Origin of the sequence: Streptomyces sp. NPDC006733 (assembly GCF_040636125.1) — a bacterium.
GTDB lineage: Bacteria > Actinomycetota > Actinomycetes > Streptomycetales > Streptomycetaceae > Actinacidiphila.
In genome coordinates this window covers 1-15281 of record NZ_JBEYJD010000098.1, presented here as the reverse complement: position 1 = coordinate 15281, position 15281 = coordinate 1, and the positions used below count along the sequence as shown (strand labels likewise).

Annotated in this window: 12 protein-coding genes; 1 reads left to right on the top strand and 11 read right to left on the bottom strand. The window is 72.9% G+C overall.

The features are described from left to right. Positions 1 to 59: 59 nt before the first annotated feature. From ABZ721_RS40115 to ABZ721_RS40065, 11 genes are all read right to left on the bottom strand, one after another. Positions 60 to 878, bottom strand: coding sequence for a glycosyltransferase family 2 protein (locus ABZ721_RS40115; RefSeq protein ID WP_358793782.1), 819 nt, complete (start codon positions 876 to 878; stop codon positions 60 to 62). Positions 879 to 889: 11 nt separating this feature from the next. Next, positions 890 to 2125, bottom strand: a complete 1236-nt coding sequence (locus ABZ721_RS40110) for an acyltransferase (RefSeq protein WP_358793781.1) — start codon at positions 2123 to 2125, stop codon at positions 890 to 892. A gap of 50 nt (positions 2126 to 2175) precedes the next feature. Then, positions 2176 to 3285, bottom strand: coding sequence for a hypothetical protein (locus ABZ721_RS40105; protein ID WP_358793780.1), 1110 nt, complete (start codon positions 3283 to 3285; stop codon positions 2176 to 2178). A gap of 93 nt (positions 3286 to 3378) precedes the next feature. After that, the gene (locus ABZ721_RS40100; RefSeq protein ID WP_358793779.1) at positions 3379 to 4992 is read right to left on the bottom strand and encodes a lipopolysaccharide biosynthesis protein; all 1614 of its coding nucleotides are present in this window, start codon (positions 4990 to 4992) and stop codon (positions 3379 to 3381) included. 39 nt (positions 4993 to 5031) lie between these two features. After that, a complete protein-coding gene (locus ABZ721_RS40095; RefSeq protein ID WP_358793778.1) occupies positions 5032 to 5928 on the bottom strand; it encodes a chain length determinant protein in 897 nt (298 codons plus the stop codon). Between the two features lie 210 nt (positions 5929 to 6138). Next, the gene (gene wecB / locus ABZ721_RS40090; RefSeq protein ID WP_358793777.1) at positions 6139 to 7263 is read right to left on the bottom strand and encodes a UDP-N-acetylglucosamine 2-epimerase (non-hydrolyzing); all 1125 of its coding nucleotides are present in this window, start codon (positions 7261 to 7263) and stop codon (positions 6139 to 6141) included. Between the two features lie 3 nt (positions 7264 to 7266). Continuing rightward, positions 7267 to 8526, bottom strand: a complete 1260-nt coding sequence (locus ABZ721_RS40085; RefSeq protein WP_358793776.1) for a nucleotide sugar dehydrogenase — start codon at positions 8524 to 8526, stop codon at positions 7267 to 7269. Further along, positions 8526 to 9293: a WecB/TagA/CpsF family glycosyltransferase gene (locus ABZ721_RS40080; RefSeq protein WP_358793775.1), complete on the bottom strand. Its 768-nt coding sequence runs from the start codon at positions 9291 to 9293 to the stop codon at positions 8526 to 8528. The genes ABZ721_RS40085 and ABZ721_RS40080 overlap by 1 nt, the downstream gene beginning before the upstream one ends. After that, a complete protein-coding gene (locus ABZ721_RS40075) occupies positions 9290 to 10459 on the bottom strand; it encodes a hypothetical protein (RefSeq protein WP_358793774.1) in 1170 nt (389 codons plus the stop codon). The genes ABZ721_RS40080 and ABZ721_RS40075 overlap by 4 nt, the downstream gene beginning before the upstream one ends. Positions 10460 to 11013: 554 nt before the next feature. Then, complete coding sequence (locus ABZ721_RS40070; RefSeq protein ID WP_358793773.1) at positions 11014 to 11613, bottom strand: acyltransferase; 600 nt, start codon at positions 11611 to 11613, stop codon at positions 11014 to 11016. Between the two features lie 240 nt (positions 11614 to 11853). Further along, positions 11854 to 14073 (bottom strand): NADP-dependent isocitrate dehydrogenase, encoded by a 2220-nt coding sequence (locus ABZ721_RS40065; protein WP_358793772.1) that lies wholly within the window; start codon positions 14071 to 14073, stop codon positions 11854 to 11856. Positions 14074 to 14466: 393 nt separating this feature from the next. On the opposite strand from ABZ721_RS40065, the gene ABZ721_RS40060 reads away from it, so the two are divergent. Beyond that, positions 14467 to 15207: a serine protease gene (locus ABZ721_RS40060; protein WP_358793783.1), complete on the top strand. Its 741-nt coding sequence runs from the start codon at positions 14467 to 14469 to the stop codon at positions 15205 to 15207. The last annotated feature ends 74 nt before the right edge of the window (positions 15208 to 15281 follow it).

Below are 15281 nucleotides of genomic sequence, written 5' to 3'. Positions count from 1 at the left end.
GGCGGCCCTGCTCCGCCCGTCCGCGCTGCGCGCGACGCCCGGCCCGTGAGGCCCGGTCCTCAGACGGCCGCCTGGCCGGGCGGCGCGGACCCCTCCCACGCGGTGTAGAAGCTCGCCGGGTTGACCAGGTAGCGGACGGTGGGGTGCGGGACGTGGCGCACCCGGTGGCGCCTGCTGTAGCGGCGGATGAGCTCCCAGTCCTCGCGCGGCAGCACCTCGGGGCTCCGGCGCAGTCGGCTGAAGTGCAGGGCGCCGGTGCGGCGGGCGACGAAGGCGTTGGTGTCCAGGAACGACGCGCGGGCGGAGCGGCGGCGGTCGAAGGGCACCGACAGCACGTCCATCTCGGTCCCGTCGGGCAGCACCCGGCGCAGCGCCGTGTAGACGCCGTCGGGCCCTCCCGGCGCCTGCAGCACCGCCAGCGCCCGCTCCAGGTGGTCCGGCTCCCAGCGGTTGTCGTCGTCGAGGAAGGCGACGTACCGCGAACGCGTCAGCCGGATCCCGACGTTGCGGACCACCCCGGCGGTGGCGGTGTTCCGCGCCAGCGACACCGCGAACAGCCGCGGGTCGTCCGGCAGCTCCGGCAGCCCCGCGCCGTCGTCCACGACGATGACGACGTGGTCCCGCACGGTCTGCCCCAGCGCCGAGCGGACGGCCTCCAGCAGCGCCTCCGGGCGCCGATGGGTGGCGATGACGGTGGCGACCGGCGCCTGGGGGGCCTGCCCCAGGACGGCGGCCAGCCGGGCCGTCTCGGCGTCCTCGAAGCGGCGCAGCCGCACCGCCGAGGGCGCCAGCAGGAGCTTGTTGCGGGTCTCGAAGAGCACCAGCCAGCCGAAGGCCCACTTGAGCACTTCCCAGGGGGCGCGGGCGATGCGGCGCATCGGGTCCTTCCTCATGCGGTCGTACCGGAACGTGCGGGGTGCGCGCGGCGCCGGCCCGAGCCGCCGCGCAGCAGTTCGTGCAGCGGCCGCTCCACGACGCGCCACAGCAGCCACGCGGCGCACAGGGAGCCGGCCAGCATGGCCAGCTGCACCGCGACCACCTCGGCGACGCCCCAGTCGGGGGCGGTCGTCGCCGGGACGTGCAGCGCCTTGCTCACGAAGCGGATCACCAGCTGGTGCATCATGTAGAACGCGAAGGAGACCTCGCCCAGCCAGACCGCCCGACGGGTCGACCACACGGTGCGCCGCCCCGCGAGGTCGGCGGTGGCGAGCGCCGGGATCAGCAGCGCCAGCGGCACGACGGTGACCGCGACGTAGCCCAGCCGCTCCGGCAGATGGCCGACGGCCACGTACGCGGCGACCAGCAGCAGGCCGGCGGCCCAGATCGGGCAGCGGATCCACTGCCCGGCCGCGACGATCCGGGCCAGCACCATGCCCAGGCAGAACTCCGACAGCCGGGTGGCCGGCAGGACGTACAGGAACCAGTACGCGGTCGGCTGGGACCAGCCCAGCGTGACCAGCGGCAGGCAGCACGTCAGCGCCGCCAGCCCGACCGCCAGCGGCCACAGCGCCCGCGGGCCGAGCCGGGTCAGGCCACGCAGCAGCCACGGGAAGAGGAGGTAGAAGAACGCCTCGCACGACAGCGACCAGGAGACCGTGTTCAGCCCGTAGTAGACGTCCGGGTCGCTGCTCCAGGACTGCACGAGCAGCAGGTTCGGCACGACGACGCCCGCGGAGGCGCCGCCGGCCGCGGACGCCGCTCCCCCGGCCACCGCGACCAGCGCCACCAGTGCGGAGACCAGGTGGTTGGGGTAGACCTTCGCGGCGCGCTTGCGCCAGGTCCGGCGGGCGCGCTCCCCGGGCCGGGCGGACCAGGTCAGCACGAAGCCGCTGAGGATGAAGAAGAAGGACACGCCGATCGCCCCGTGCCCGAACACCCGGCCCAGCAGCAGGTCGCCGCTGGACCCGGCCGGGAACAGGTGGGCGACCTGCAGGTGGAAGCCGAACACCAGGAACGCCGCGGCGAAGCGCAGCCCGGTGAGCGAGGGCAGCCGCCCCGTCGCCGGGGTGTCCGCCCGCGCGCGGGCCGCGCCGGGCGGCAGCGCCTGCGACGGCACCGCGGCGGCCGGTGCCGCCGCGGTGGGTGGCGGCGCCAGCGGGTCCGCGCCAGGTACGGCTTCGGTCATGTCCATCCCCCCATTCGGTTCCGCTGCCGGCCGGCAGCGCCGGCGCTCGGCTACGGGTTCACCGGAGTGCCGTCCGACATCCGGTTCCCGCGCCACACGTTTCCCGCCCCGCCCGCGTTCCAGTGCGCGACCGTGCCGTAGTGGCCGCTGCTGCGGTGGTACTGCGACGAGAAGATGTTGTTGATGATCTGGATGCCCTTGGCCCCCGGGCCCCCGCCGTACAGCGCGTAGGAGCCGCCGGCCAGCCAGTTGTCCTCCACGGTGGTCTGCAGGACCGCGCCGGTGTCGTCGTACAGCCCCACGCTGGCGGTGCCGCCCTTGTCGACCGGGACCTCGTTGAGCAGCGTGTTGTGCCGGATGACCAGCTTCTCGGCGCCCGCGCCGTCACTGATCACGGCGTCGGTGTGGGCCCACTCGCCGCCCTGGTTGATGAACGGCACGATGTCGTGCACGTAGTTGTCGTGCAGGTAGCCCTGGCCCATGGACAGCGAGTTGCTGAACACGGTGATCTCGCACCAGCCCACCTCGGCGGAGCTGCCGCCCATGTTGGAGACCCCGTAGTCCGCGCCGCCGTTGTCCGGGCCCTTGCCCGGGACCGCGGTGATGATCGAGTGCAGCACCCGCAGCCCGCTGTACTTCGGCCGCAGGTTGACGCCCCACCAGTTGGTGGACGTGATGCGGCTGTCGATGATGGTGACGTTGTTGGCGTAGATGTCGAGCGAACCGGTGATGTCCCAGCCGCGGATCACCGTGCCGTCCTTGGTGATGCTCAGCGCCCCGGTGTTGTGCGGTTTGAGGGCGATGCGCGGCCCGGTGGTGGAGGCGTCGGGGAAGCCGCAGGCGCTGAACGACGCGCACGGCCCCGAGGCGCGCGGCTTGCCGGTGCCCGGGGCGGTGCCCTTGGTGGTGGGTATCGCGGACGGCAGGGGTACGGGCGTGCCGCTGCCGGCGCCGGGCACGGTGGTGGTGGCGCTGGGCGAGGGCGCGGCGCCGTCGTCGGGGGGCGGTGTCCCTCCCGGGCACGTCAGCGCACTGTCCGGGCAGTCCGCGAGCGAGTGCTCTCCCCTGCTGGAGCGGGTCGCCAGGAAGACGGTCAGGACGCCGGCCAGGAGCACCCCGGCCAGTAAGAAGATCAGTACGTGGTTCCTTCTGCGGAGCATGTGGTGCACCTCGTGGTCTCTCGTCGCCGCACAGTGCCGCTCCAGGCGCGCTGGTCGGAGTCGTCGAATCGTTCCTTCAGGTGGCTCACCCCTTCATGCGGTCCTGCGGTGCCGGCCGCCGCCGGGCGTGGTGCCCCGCAGGAAGTCGCGGCTGGGCAGCACGCACAGCACGTACGCGGCCAGCGCCGCGGTGCCGCCGGCGAGGAGCGCGAGCCGGCTGTCGCCGAGCACCCCCTCCAGGCCGAAAATAACCGCTGCCATGACGGCGCCGCCGAAGAACGGCCAGACACAGGCGCGGGCGATCGACCGCAGGCCGATGCCGCCGCGGCGCAGCGCGAACAGGAACACCGGCACCACGAGGCCGCCGGCCACCAGCACATGGCCCTGGGCGACCGCGACGATGCCCCCGGTGCGCCCGGCGACGATCAGGACCGGGATCAGGGCGACGAGCCACAGGCCCTGCACCATGATCAGCGAGCGCCGCTGCCCGATGGCGACCAGGCAGTCGTACGCCAGCTCGCAGCCGATGCGCGTCAGCCCCAGCACCATCAGCCAGGGCAGCGCCCCGGCGGCGGGCAGCCACTGGTCCCCGTAGACGAGGGTGACGATCGGGCCCGCGAGGAGCCCCAGCAGCACGCAGAGCGGGACCGTGCCGGTGATCAGGACGCCCAGCGCGCGGCTGAACCCCTGGGCCAGCGCCTGGGGCGAGTCGGCCAGCCGGGAGAAGCCGGCGAAGGAGACCCGGCGCGCCGCCTCGGAGATGATCCGCACCGGCCAGCCCGACATGTTGAACGCGAGCACGTAGAAGCCCAGGGCCACCTTGTCGGTGGTCGAGCCGACCACCATCGTGTCCACGTTGACCACGCCGAGGGCCAGCATGCTGGCCCCGGCCAGCGGCAGCCCGAACCGCAGCAGCGCCCGCGCCTGTTCGGGGTTCCAGCCGAACCGCAGCGTCCCGGGCGCCGCCAGGCAGCAGCCGATCAGCGCCGCGACGTTCCCGGCCACCGCGCCCCAGGCGAAGGCCATCGCACCCCAGCCCTCGAAGGCCAGCAGCAGCGTCACGGCGGTGCTCAGCACGAAGTTCAGCGCGTCGATGACCATCCGCTTGCCCTGGGCGAACTCCCGGGTCAGGAAGCCGGCCGGCACCTGCGCGAGCCCGTCGAGCACCACGCACAGGCACATCACCCGCAGCACGCCCGACGCTTCGGGCGAGCCCAGCAGCCCGGCCACGGTCGGGGCCGACAGGAACAGCGCCGTGTACAGCACGCAGCTGGAGATGGCGCTGAGGGTCAGGACGGTCGGCGCGAAGCGCCGCGCGTCGCCCTCCCAGCGCACGATGGCCAGCCCCACGCCCAGTTCGTTCGCGGACAGCAGCACCAGCAGCACGGTCTGCGCGATGCCGTACACGCCCCAGGCCGCCGGGCCCAGGACGAAGCGCGCCAGGATGATGCCCGTCGCGAAGTTGCCCAGCCGCATGACGACGGTGTTGACCAGGCTCCACCGGGCCGCCGAGGTGACCTTCTGCCCCAGCGTCCTCGGGGCGGGCGCGGCACCGGCGTCGGCGGACGCGGCGTCAGCGGCTTCGAGGTCGGCGGCCAGGGCGGTCTCCGTCCCGGTCACGGCGGTGTCGCGCGCCGCGGGGGCGGGTACGCCGGCCGTACCGGGCGGTGCTCCGGCTGCGGGGGCCGTCACGGGTGCCCTTTCCATGCAACGACTCCTTGTCGGGTGGCTCGCGGGACGCGCGGGTCACACAAACCGGTGCGCCTGCGGCTCGCCGGCCGGGGTGTCGGATTCCTCGGCCGGCTTGGACCACCGGGGCGCGGGGCGGGTGGCCGGCACCGTGCCGGCCGGGACGGCGGGCTGGACGGCGGGCTCCGCCGCGGGCTGCCCGGCCTTCGCCGCGGCCGGCTCCGCCGCGGGGGCGGCCGGTTGGGCGGCGGCCGGCTCCTCCGCCGGCTCGTCCCCCGCCCCACCGGTGACCGCGCCCCCGGTGGGGCGGTCCGCCGCCGCCGGGTCCCCCGCGTCCGCGGGGGGCGCGGCGGCCACCGGCCGCCGCCGGGCCTCGACGTAGAAGGTGGCCACCATGCTGGAGACGAACCCCAGGCCGCCCGCCATGATCAGGTACTCCAGCCGCGTCTTGGTCTGGGCCACCGGGTTCTGGGGCGGCACGATCGTCGTCATCCGGATCATGGCGTTCGGGGCGACCGCCTGGTCCGTCTGGAACTGCTTCAACCGGCTCTCGGCGTACTGCGTCAGGATCTTGTCCGACGCCAGCACCGCGTCCGGGTCGGTGCCGGTGACGGTGAGCCACATCAGCGGGCCCTGCGCGTTGTCGGCGATCTTCGCCTCGTAGACCCCGGTCACGCCCTGCGCCCGCAGGTCCGCGATCGAGGCGTCGGAGTTGAGGTTGCGGGCGAGGCTGTCCGCCATGCCGGTCAGCGAGGTCTGGGTGCTGAGGAAGGGGTTGCCGTCGAACGCGACGGTGGCCTTCTGCGAGTTGAGGAGGGCCACCGTGCTCTGCGACTGGTAGTTGACCGGCACCGTCAGGTACACGCCGACGATCAGCGCCGCGGTGAGCAGCAGTCCGGGCAGCAGGACATACCAGCGCCTGCGCATGACCCGCCAGATCTCTGCGAGATCCATGGTGTTCCCCCTCGCGGCCCACGTCGTGGGTATCGCGCACCGCGGCAGCCGCGGCACTGTCGTACGTATCCGTTCCGGTCGCCGGGCCGCCCCCGCGCCGGCTGTGATCGAGCATATGGCGCGTGCGGACCGGGTGCGGGCGGTTCCGGCCCCCGCGGGCGGCCGCCCCCACGGCCGCCCGCCTCCCGCCCGACTCCGTCGGCAGGGCCGCTAGTGGTCCGGGCCGCCCCCTGCCCGCAGGTCGGTGGGTCGGGGCCGGCTGTGCGCGGTGCCCCCCTGCAGCAGCACGTCGGCGATGCGGTCGCTGGCGTGCCCGTCCCACAGCTCCGGGCAGCGGGCCGCGGGCGGGTGGTCGAGGACGCCGTTGACGGTGGCGACGATGCGCTCCGGGTCGCGGCCCGCCAGCACGTTGGTGCCCTGCTCGACGGTGATCGGCCGCTCGGTGTTGTCCCGCAGCGTCACGCACGGCACGCCCAGCGCGGTGGTCTCCTCCTGGATGCCGCCCGAGTCGGTCAGCACGACGCGGGCGGAGTCCTGCAGGGCGATGAAGTCCAGGTACCCGGCCGCCGGCACCAGCCGGATCCCGCCGGGCACGCCCAGTTCGGCCAGCCGGTCGGCCGCCCGCGGGTGCACCGGCAGCAGCAGCGGACAGCGGTCGGCGATCTCCCCGAGCGCCTTGAGCAGCGCGGTCAGCGCCTGCGGATCGTCCACGTTCGCCGGCCGGTGCAGCGTGACCAGCCCGTACTCGCCGCGCCGCAGCCCGTACCGCTCCAGGACGTCGGACTTCCTGGCGCGTTCCAGGTTGGCCAGCAGCGTGTCGATCATGACGTTGCCGACGACGTGGATCTGGTCGTCCCGGTACCCCTCGGCGCGCAGGTTGACCGCGGCGTCCGGGGAGGGCGCCAGCAGGTAGTCGCTGACCCGGTCGGTGGCGACGCGGTTGACCTCCTCGGGCATGCTCCAGTCGCGGCTGCGCAGCCCCGCCTCGACGTGGGCCAGCAGCGGCCCGGCCTTGGCGGTCACCAGGGCGCAGGCGAGGGTGGAGTTGATGTCGCCGACCACCACCACCGCGTCCGGCGCGACCTCGTCGAGCAGCGGCTCGAAGGCCGCCATCACCCGCCCGGTCTGCTCGGCGTGCGTGCCCGAGCCGACGCCGAGGAACCGGTCGGGCGGGCGGATGCCCAGGTCGCGGAAGAACACGTCGTTCATGGACTCGTCGTAGTGCTGCCCGGTGTGGACCAGGACCACCTCGGCGCCCCGGCGCTCCAGGGCGTCCATCACCGGTTTGATCTTCATGTAGTTGGGTCGCGCTCCGGCGACGCAGATGATCCTCACGGCTCAGAGCACCTCGATCGTGGGTCCGGGGGCGAGCTTGCGGCGGCAGTCCAGCACGAACGAGGCGTGCGCGGTGACCAGGTCGTAGTCGAAGGAGTCGTGGTCGGTGAGCAGGACGACGACGTCGGCCGCCGCGATCTCCTTGCGGGTCGGTTCGACCCGGGTGACCCGGGGGTCGATCGCCATGCTCTCCACCACGTGCGGGTCCGCCGCCCGGACCTTGGCGCCCATGGTGAGCAGCAGCTGCGAGATCCGCAGCGCCGGCGATTCCCGGGCGTCGCCGGTGTTCTTCTTGTAGGCCAGGCCCAGCAGCAGCACGCGCGAGCCGTTGACCGAGCGGCGCTTGGTGTTGAGCGCGTCGATGACCCGGCGCGTCACGTACTCGGGCATGTGGCCGTTGATGTCGTTGGCCAGCTCCACGAAGCGGAAGGACTGGCCGAGTTCGCGCTGCACCCGCCAGGACAGGTACGAGGGGTCGATGGGCAGGCAGTGCCCGCCGACGCCGGGCCCCGGCGTGAACTTCATGAAGCCGAACGGCTTGCTGGACGCGGCGTCGATGGCCTGCCAGACGTCGATGTCCAGGTGGCGCGCGAACATCGCGATCTCGTTGACCAGGGCGATGTTGACGTGCCGGAAGGTGTTCTCCAGCAGCTTGGCCAGTTCCGCCTCCTTGGGCGAGCCGACCGGCACGGTGGTGTCGACCAGGCCGTCGTAGAAGCTCCGGACGGCCTTCAAGGACGCCGCGTCGACGCCCGAGACGACCTTCGGCGTCTGCTGGAAGCCCCAGACGGGGTTGCCGGGGTCGATCCGCTCGGGGCTGTAGCCGAGGTGGAAGTCGGCTCCGGCGGTCAGGCCCGACCCGTCCTCCAGCAGCGGGGCGAACAGCTCCTGGGTGGTGCCCGGGTAGGTGGTCGACTCCAGGACGACGGTGGCGCCCGGGCGCAGGTACCGGGCCAGGGTGCGCGCCGACTCCTCGATGTAGCGCAGGTCCGGCACTCCCTCGTGCAGCGGCGTCGGCACGGTGACCACGGCGACGTCGAAGCCGCCGCAGTCGCGGGCCGACTCGCTCGCCCGGTAGGCGCCGCTGGCCGTGACGGCGCGCAGCCGTTCGGAGGAGACGTCCTCGACGAAGGACTCCCCCGCGGCCAGGCTCTTGATCCGCTCGGTGGCCACGTCGTAGCCGATCACCTCGTGACCGACCTCGGCGGCCCGGACGGCCAGGGGCAGTCCGACGTATCCCTGTCCCACCACGACGACGCGCATCAAAGCCTCCGAGTGGCGAAGGAGCTCGCCGGTGTGCGGTGGACGAGTTCCCGCGCCGTCATGGCGAGGAACAGGGCGTTGGTGGTGAAGTAGCGCTTGCCCAGCCGGCGCGGTTCCTGCAGCGTGCGGTAGAGCCACTCCAGGCCCATGCGCTGCCAGCGCTCGGGGGCGCGTTTGGTGATGCCGGCCAGGATGTCGAAGGAGCCGCCGACGCCGTGCACGACGCGGGCGTCGGTGCGCTTGCCGTAGCCGGCGGTGAAGTTCTCCTTCTTCGGCGAGGTCATGCCGAGGAAGAGCAGGTGGGCGCCGCTGTCGGCGATCGCGTCGGCGACGGACTCCTGCTCGGCGTCGGTGAAGTACCCGTTGCGGCTGCCGGCCACCCGCAGGGCCGGGAAGCGCGCGCCGACCTGGTCCAGCATCAGCTGCAGCACCTCCTGCTTGGCGCCGAGGAAGTACACGGACAGATCCGCCGTCTCGGCCGCCGCCAGCAGGCGCATGAACAGGTCGATGCCCGCCACCCGCTCCGGCAGCGGGGTGCGCAGCAGCCGGGCGGCCCACACGACGGCCTGGCCGTCGGCCAGGACCAGGTCGCAGCCGGCCACCGCGTGCGCGAGCCGGGGATCGCGCCGCATGTTGACCAGCTTCGCGGCGTTCACCATCCCGATCTCGAGCTGTTCCTCGTCGCCCACCGCCCGCAGGCAGCGCTGCACCGTCTCGTCCATGGTCATCGCGTCCAGTGGGACGCCGAACAGGATCTGTCGCTTCATCTGGGCGCTCCCCCGAGCCAGGCGTGCAACATCCAGCCGAACTCGTACGGCCGGCATTCGCGGTCCACCGCGGCCGGGCGGAACACCCGGTCCAGCGGGGTGAGCCGCGCCTTCGGAACGACGCGGGTGGTGAGCCCGCGGGCGGCGCGGACGGCCTTCTTCGGGTCGCCGCGGTAGACCTTGCGCCAGGTCACCCCGAGCTCGTCGAGGATCAACGGCTCGGCCACCGCGCCCGGTTCGGCCAGCTCCGGCACCTGCGTCATCCAGCGCAGCCCGCGGCGGATCGCCGCGGAGAAGTCCCGGCCGCCCGCGTCCGCGAGGTCGAACAGCGCGGTCGGCGCCATCGCGTGCTGGTGGACGCTGTAGACGGGGTAGCCCTCGATGACGCCCGCCCGGCGCGCGTCGTAGTGCCACCACCACTGCCCGCCGTCGCCCTGCAGGGCGCAGATGCGCGCGGCGCACGCCTCGGACGCGGCCAGCGCCTCCGGGTCGCCGCCGCCGCTCGCGTGGGCGCGGGCCAGGGCCTGCAGCGGGTAGGTCTGGTCGGCGAAGCAGGCCACGTGCGACCGGTACCACGGCACCAGGCCGGGACCGGTGGCGTGCGGGAACAGCGGGCTGGTGCCGATGCGGGCCGCCAGCAGCCGGTCGCGGGCGGCGGAGAGACGTTTCTCCACGTCCACCGTGCCGCGCGCGGCCGCCAGCGCGGACAGCACCCAGGCCGCCTCCACCGTGTACTGCGCCTTGCCGGCCTCGTCCAGCGCCGCGACGCGCTCCAGCGCGTCCGACAGCTTGGGGTGGCCGGTCTCGGCGGCGGCCCAGGCGATCAGCGCCGCGTCGCCGAGGTTGCGCACCGCGGGCAGCCGCTGCACCAGCAGTCCGGTGAACTCCTCGGCGGTGTGCCCGCCCAGGACGGCGCGCTGCCGCTCCTCGGGCAGGTACCGCGCGCCCAGTGCGGTGATCGCCGCGTACCGGGTGCTGGTCCCGCGCTGCTCCAGGCGCCAGGACCCGTCGGCGGCGGCGGTGCCCACCCGGGTGAAGACGTAGGTGTCGCCGCCGGGGACGTACATCCCGGGCAGCCCCGCCTCGGCCACCGCCAGCAGGCGTTCGGCCAGGGCGTGCAGCGATCGGTCCGCGGCCGCGAGGGCGTCGAGTCGCGTCGTGGTCATCGCGCCCTCACCCCGCTTCCGCACCGGGCGAGGCGCATCCCGGCCGGTCCGGTGCGAGTTGCTGGTTCGTGCCGTCGATCAGGCCGTCGGTCCTCCCGACGGCGGCAACCGAGCGCACCCGGCGCTTCGGGTGCGACGGCGAGTCGTCTGCGCGGACCGCATGGGTCCGCGCGGTGCGGCTCTGGCACACCTACCCCCCTCTGGTCTCTCCTCGTTCACACGTGCGGTACTCGCTCCGCGGAGAGGGGCATGCGTGACGCCGCCCGGGCCGGCCCGTCGGCATCGCCCCACCGATGCCGTGCGCCGCTCGAACGCCGTACTACCGGCGCCTCGCTGCGGCCCTCGGGCCGCCGCCAGGCGCGCTGGAACAGGCAGCATCCGTCGAAGCGGTTCTCACTTCGACCTCACTGCCCAGGTGCCCCCACCGCGTACAAACCCCCACTGCGCACCGCGTGTTGGGTGCTCAGCTCTCGCGTACATACACACGGTATGCCTACGGATGTTCGCTGATCGGCGTTTTGGGAAATTGGCGTACGCAACCTCAGCCGGCCGCGTCAGCCCCGCTCGAACAGCGTCCCGTCCTTGTCGTCGTGCAGCACTCCGGTGCTGGGACACTCCCAGACGCCCGGCTCGCCGGCCCGCTCCACCAGCCGCACCCCGGCCCGTCCGACCCACCCGATCCGGCGCGCCGGCACCCCCGCGACGAGCGCGAAGTCCGGCACGTCCCGGGTGACCACGGCGCCTGCCGCGACGAGCGCCCAGCGGCCGACGCGCACCGGGGCGACGCACACCGACCGGGCGCCCAGCGAGGCGCCCTCGGCGACCTCGACCCCGACCGGCTCCCAGTCCCCGCCGCGCTTCTGCCGGCCCGCGGGATCCACCGCGCGCGGGTAGAAGTCGTTGGTGAGCACGACCGCGGGGCCGACGAACACCCCGTCGCCGAGCACCGCCGGCTCGTAGACCAGGGCGTGGTTCTGGAGTTTGACGTTGTCGCCGATCCGCACGCCCGGCCCGACGTAGGCCCCCCGGCCGATGATGCAGCTGCGGCCGAGCCGGGCCTGCTCGCGGATCTGCGCCAGATCCCAGACCGTGGTCCCGTCCCCGAGCTCCGCGCTCGCGTCGACCTGCGCGGTGGGTTGAATCCTGACTCTCACGGCGTCGTCCCCTAACGGCGGGCGAGGGTGCACAAGTTGTGCAGGTCGAGCATAGGGGCTGTGAAGAGATCAACTACCCGGAGTCAACGGACTGTTCACGAATTCGCCGCCGGGACCACCGCCGCGGGGCACCGGGGGGGCGGGGGCGGCCGGTGCCCGGAGAAACGCGAAGGCCCGCCGACCGGGGATGTCCTCCCCGGTCGGCGGGCCTCGCGCGACGGCCGTGCCGTTCGGCTGGTGTCAGCCGAGCGTCGCGATGGCGTCGTTGAACGTCTTCGACGGGCGCATGACGGCCGAGGCCTTGGCGTCGTCGGGACGGTAGTAGCTGCCGATGTCGGTCGGCGTGCCCTGGACGGCGATCAGCTCGTCGACGATGGTCCGCTCCTGCTCGGCGAGCGTCGCGGCCAGCGCGGCGAACGCCTCGGCCAGCTGCGCGTCGTCGGTCTGCCGGGCCAGCTCCTGCGCCCAGTACAGCGCGAGGTAGAAGTGGCTGCCGCGGTTGTCGATGCCGCCGAGCTTGCGGCTGGGCGACTTGTCCTCGTTCAGGAACGTGCCGGTCGCCCGGTCGAGGGTGTCGGCCAGCACCTGGGCGCGGGCGTTGCCCGTGCTCTGCGCCAGGTGCTCGAAGCTGACGGCCAGGGCGAGGAACTCGCCCAGGCTGTCCCACCGCAGGTAGTTCTCCTTGAGCAGCTGCTGGACGTGCTTGGGGGCGGAGCCGCCGGCGCCCGTCTCGAACAGGCCGCCGCCGTTGATCAGCGGGACGACGGAGAGCATCTTGGCGCTCGTGCCGAGCTCCAGGATCGGGAAGAGGTCCGTCAGGTAGTCGCGCAGCACGTTGCCGGTGACCGAGATGGTGTCCTCGCCGCGGCGGATGCGCTCCAGGGAGAACGCGATCGCCTGCTCGGGGGCCAGGATCTCGATCTGCAGCCCGTCGGTGTCGTGCTCGGGCAGGTACGCCTTGACCTTGGCGATCAGGTTGGCGTCGTGGGCGCGGCTCTCGTCGAGCCAGAACACCGTCGGGTTGCCGGTGGCGCGCGCCCGGTTGACCGCGAGCTTGACCCAGTCGCGGATCGGCACGTCCTTGGTCTGGCACATGCGGAACACGTCGCCGGCGCCGACCGGCTGCTCCAGCACCGCGTTGCCGGCCGCGTCCAGGACGCGCACGGTGCCGGCGGCGGGGATCTCGAAGGTCTTGTCGTGGCTGCCGTACTCCTCGGCCGCCTGCGCCATCAGGCCGACGTTCGGGACCGAGCCCATGGTCGCCGGGTCGTAGGCGCCGTTGGCGCGGCAGTCGTCGATGACGACCTGGTAGATGCCCGCGTAGCTGCTGTCGGGGATGACGGCCAGGGTGTCGGCCTCCGACCCGTCCGGGCCCCACATGTGGCCCGACGTGCGGATCATGGCCGGCATCGACGCGTCGACGATCACGTCGCTGGGCACGTGCAGGTTGGTGATGCCCCGGTCGGAGTCGACCATGGCCAGCTCCGGGCCCTCGGCGAGCTCCGCCTCGAAGGACGCCTTGATCGTCGCACCGTCGGGCAGCGACTCCAGGCCCTTGAGGATGCCGCCGAGCCCGTCGTTGGGGCTCAGGCCGGCCGCGGCGAGCGCCGGGCCGTGCGCGGCGAACGTCTTGGGGAAGAAGGCGCGCACGACGTGGCCGAAGATGATCGGGTCGGAGACCTTCATCATCGTGGCCTTGAGGTGCACCGAGAACAGCACGCCCTCGGCCTTGGCGCGGGCGACCTGCGCGGTGAAGAACTCGCGCAGGGCGGCGACGCGCATGACCGACGCGTCGACGACCTCGCCGGCCAGCACCGGCACCGACGCGCGCAGCACGGTGGTGGTGCCGTCCTCGCCGACCAGCTCGATGCGCAGCGTGCCGTCCTCGGCGACGACCACGGACTTCTCGGTGGAGCGGAAGTCGTCGGCGCTCATGTGCGCGACGTTCGTCTTCGAGTCGGGCGTCCACTTACCCATGCGGTGCGGGTGGGCCTTGGCGTAGTTCTTCACCGACGCCGGGGCGCGGCGGTCGGAGTTGCCCTCGCGCAGCACCGGGTTGACGGCGCTGCCCTTGACCTTGTCGTAGCGGGCGCGGATGTCGCGCTCCTCGTCGGTCTTCGGGTCGTCCGGGTAGTCCGGCAGCGCGTAGCCGATCTTCTGCAGCTCGGCGATGGCCGCCTTGAGCTGCGGGATCGACGCCGAGATGTTCGGCAGCTTGACGATGTTGGCTTCCGGGGTCTTGGCGAGCTGACCGAGCTCGGCGAGCGCGTCGTCGACCCTCTGGCCCTCCGCGAGACGCTCCGGGAAGCTGGCGATGATGCGGCCGCTGAGCGAGATGTCGCGGGTTTCCACACGGACGCCCGCCGTGGAGGCATAGGCCTGGATCACCGGCAGGAGCGAATACGTCGCCAAGGCCGGGGCCTCGTCAGTGTGCGTATAGATGATGGTCGAGTCAGTCACCAGTACTCCGCTTCACGTCGACAACGTCTCGACATCAAGATATCTCGTGAGCGCCGCTGCCCGAAACCGACCCCCGGGTCAGGGCCCCGCGGGCCGGTCCCGGCCCGCCCGCGCACCGCTCGTCCCGCCGCGGGCGCACCGGCGGGACGTGGCCGAAAACGTCCACTTGCCGCAGGGATCGCTCCGCCAGCACACTCACACCGGCACTCTTGCGGCGTCCGCCACCCGATCCGGAAGTCCCGGCGGTGTCTTCCGGAGTTCGAGTTGTCATGGACCTGTCGTTGCGTGCCTTCCCCCCACACGAGAGGAAGACCGTTGAAGAACTTCCTGAGGCCGCTCGCCCGCAGACCCCTGGGCCTGGCGTCACTCAAAAAGTACGCGGCCCTGGGCGCGATGACCCTCGCCGTCCTGAGCCTGCAGCCCCTCGACTCCCAGGCGGCCACCCCCACCCCGCCCGGACCGTCCGTCGTCGGCGGCACCCGCGCCGCACAGGGCGAGTTCCCCTGGATGGTGCGGCTGTCCATGGGCTGCGGCGGCGCGCTGTACACGCAGCAGATCGTGCTGACGGCCGCACACTGCGTCAACGGCAGCGGCGCCAACACCTCCATCACCGCGACGGCGGGCGTGGTGGACCTGCAGAGCAGCAGCGCCGTGAAGGTGAAGTCCACCCGGGTGCTGCAGGCCCCCGGGTACAACGGCAGCGGCAAGGACTGGGCGCTGATCAAGCTCGCCAAGCCCATCAGCCTGCCGACCCTGCCCATCGCCGGCACCACGGCCTACAACTCCGGCACCTTCGACATCGCCGGCTGGGGCGCCCGCAGCGAGGGCGGCGGCCAGCAGCGCTACCTGTACAAGGCCAAGGTGCCCTTCGTCAGCGACGCGTCCTGCAGCGCCTCCTACGGCGGCGACCTGATCCCCGGCGAGGAGATCTGCGCCGGACTGCCCCAGGGCGGCGTCGACACCTGCCAGGGCGACTCCGGCGGCCCGATGTTCCGCAAGGACAACAACAACCAGTGGATCCAGGTCGGGATCGTCAGCTGGGGCGAGGGCTGCGCCCGCGCCGGCTACCCCGGGGTCTACACCGAGGTGAGCACCTTCGCCTCCGCCATCCAGAGCGCCGCAGCCGGCCTCTGACCGTCCCCCCACGGGGACGATCCAGGTGTGGGATCCGGCAGCCGGCGCACCCGTCACACCGCCGCTGACGGGAC

Bases quoted from the DNA above. Each gene is read 5' to 3' on its own strand.
- ABZ721_RS40075 (WP_358793774.1), bottom strand. From the start codon at position 10,459: ATGACCACGACGCGACTCGACGCCCTCGCGGCCGCGGACCGATCGCTG.
- ABZ721_RS40115 (WP_358793782.1), bottom strand. From the start codon at position 878: ATGCGCCGCATCGCCCGCGCCCCCTGGGAAGTGCTCAAGTGGGCCTTC.
- ABZ721_RS40110 (WP_358793781.1), bottom strand. From the start codon at position 2,125: ATGACCGAAGCCGTACCTGGCGCGGACCCGCTGGCGCCGCCACCCACC.
- ABZ721_RS40060 (WP_358793783.1), top strand. From the start codon at position 14,467: ATGACCCTCGCCGTCCTGAGCCTGCAGCCCCTCGACTCCCAGGCGGCC.
- ABZ721_RS40085 (WP_358793776.1), bottom strand. From the start codon at position 8,526: ATGCGCGTCGTCGTGGTGGGACAGGGATACGTCGGACTGCCCCTGGCC.
- ABZ721_RS40080 (WP_358793775.1), bottom strand. From the start codon at position 9,293: ATGAAGCGACAGATCCTGTTCGGCGTCCCACTGGACGCGATGACCATG.
- ABZ721_RS40100 (WP_358793779.1), bottom strand. From the start codon at position 4,992: ATGGAAAGGGCACCCGTGACGGCCCCCGCAGCCGGAGCACCGCCCGGT.
- ABZ721_RS40105 (WP_358793780.1), bottom strand. From the start codon at position 3,285: ATGCTCCGCAGAAGGAACCACGTACTGATCTTCTTACTGGCCGGGGTG.
- ABZ721_RS40095 (WP_358793778.1), bottom strand. From the start codon at position 5,928: ATGGATCTCGCAGAGATCTGGCGGGTCATGCGCAGGCGCTGGTATGTC.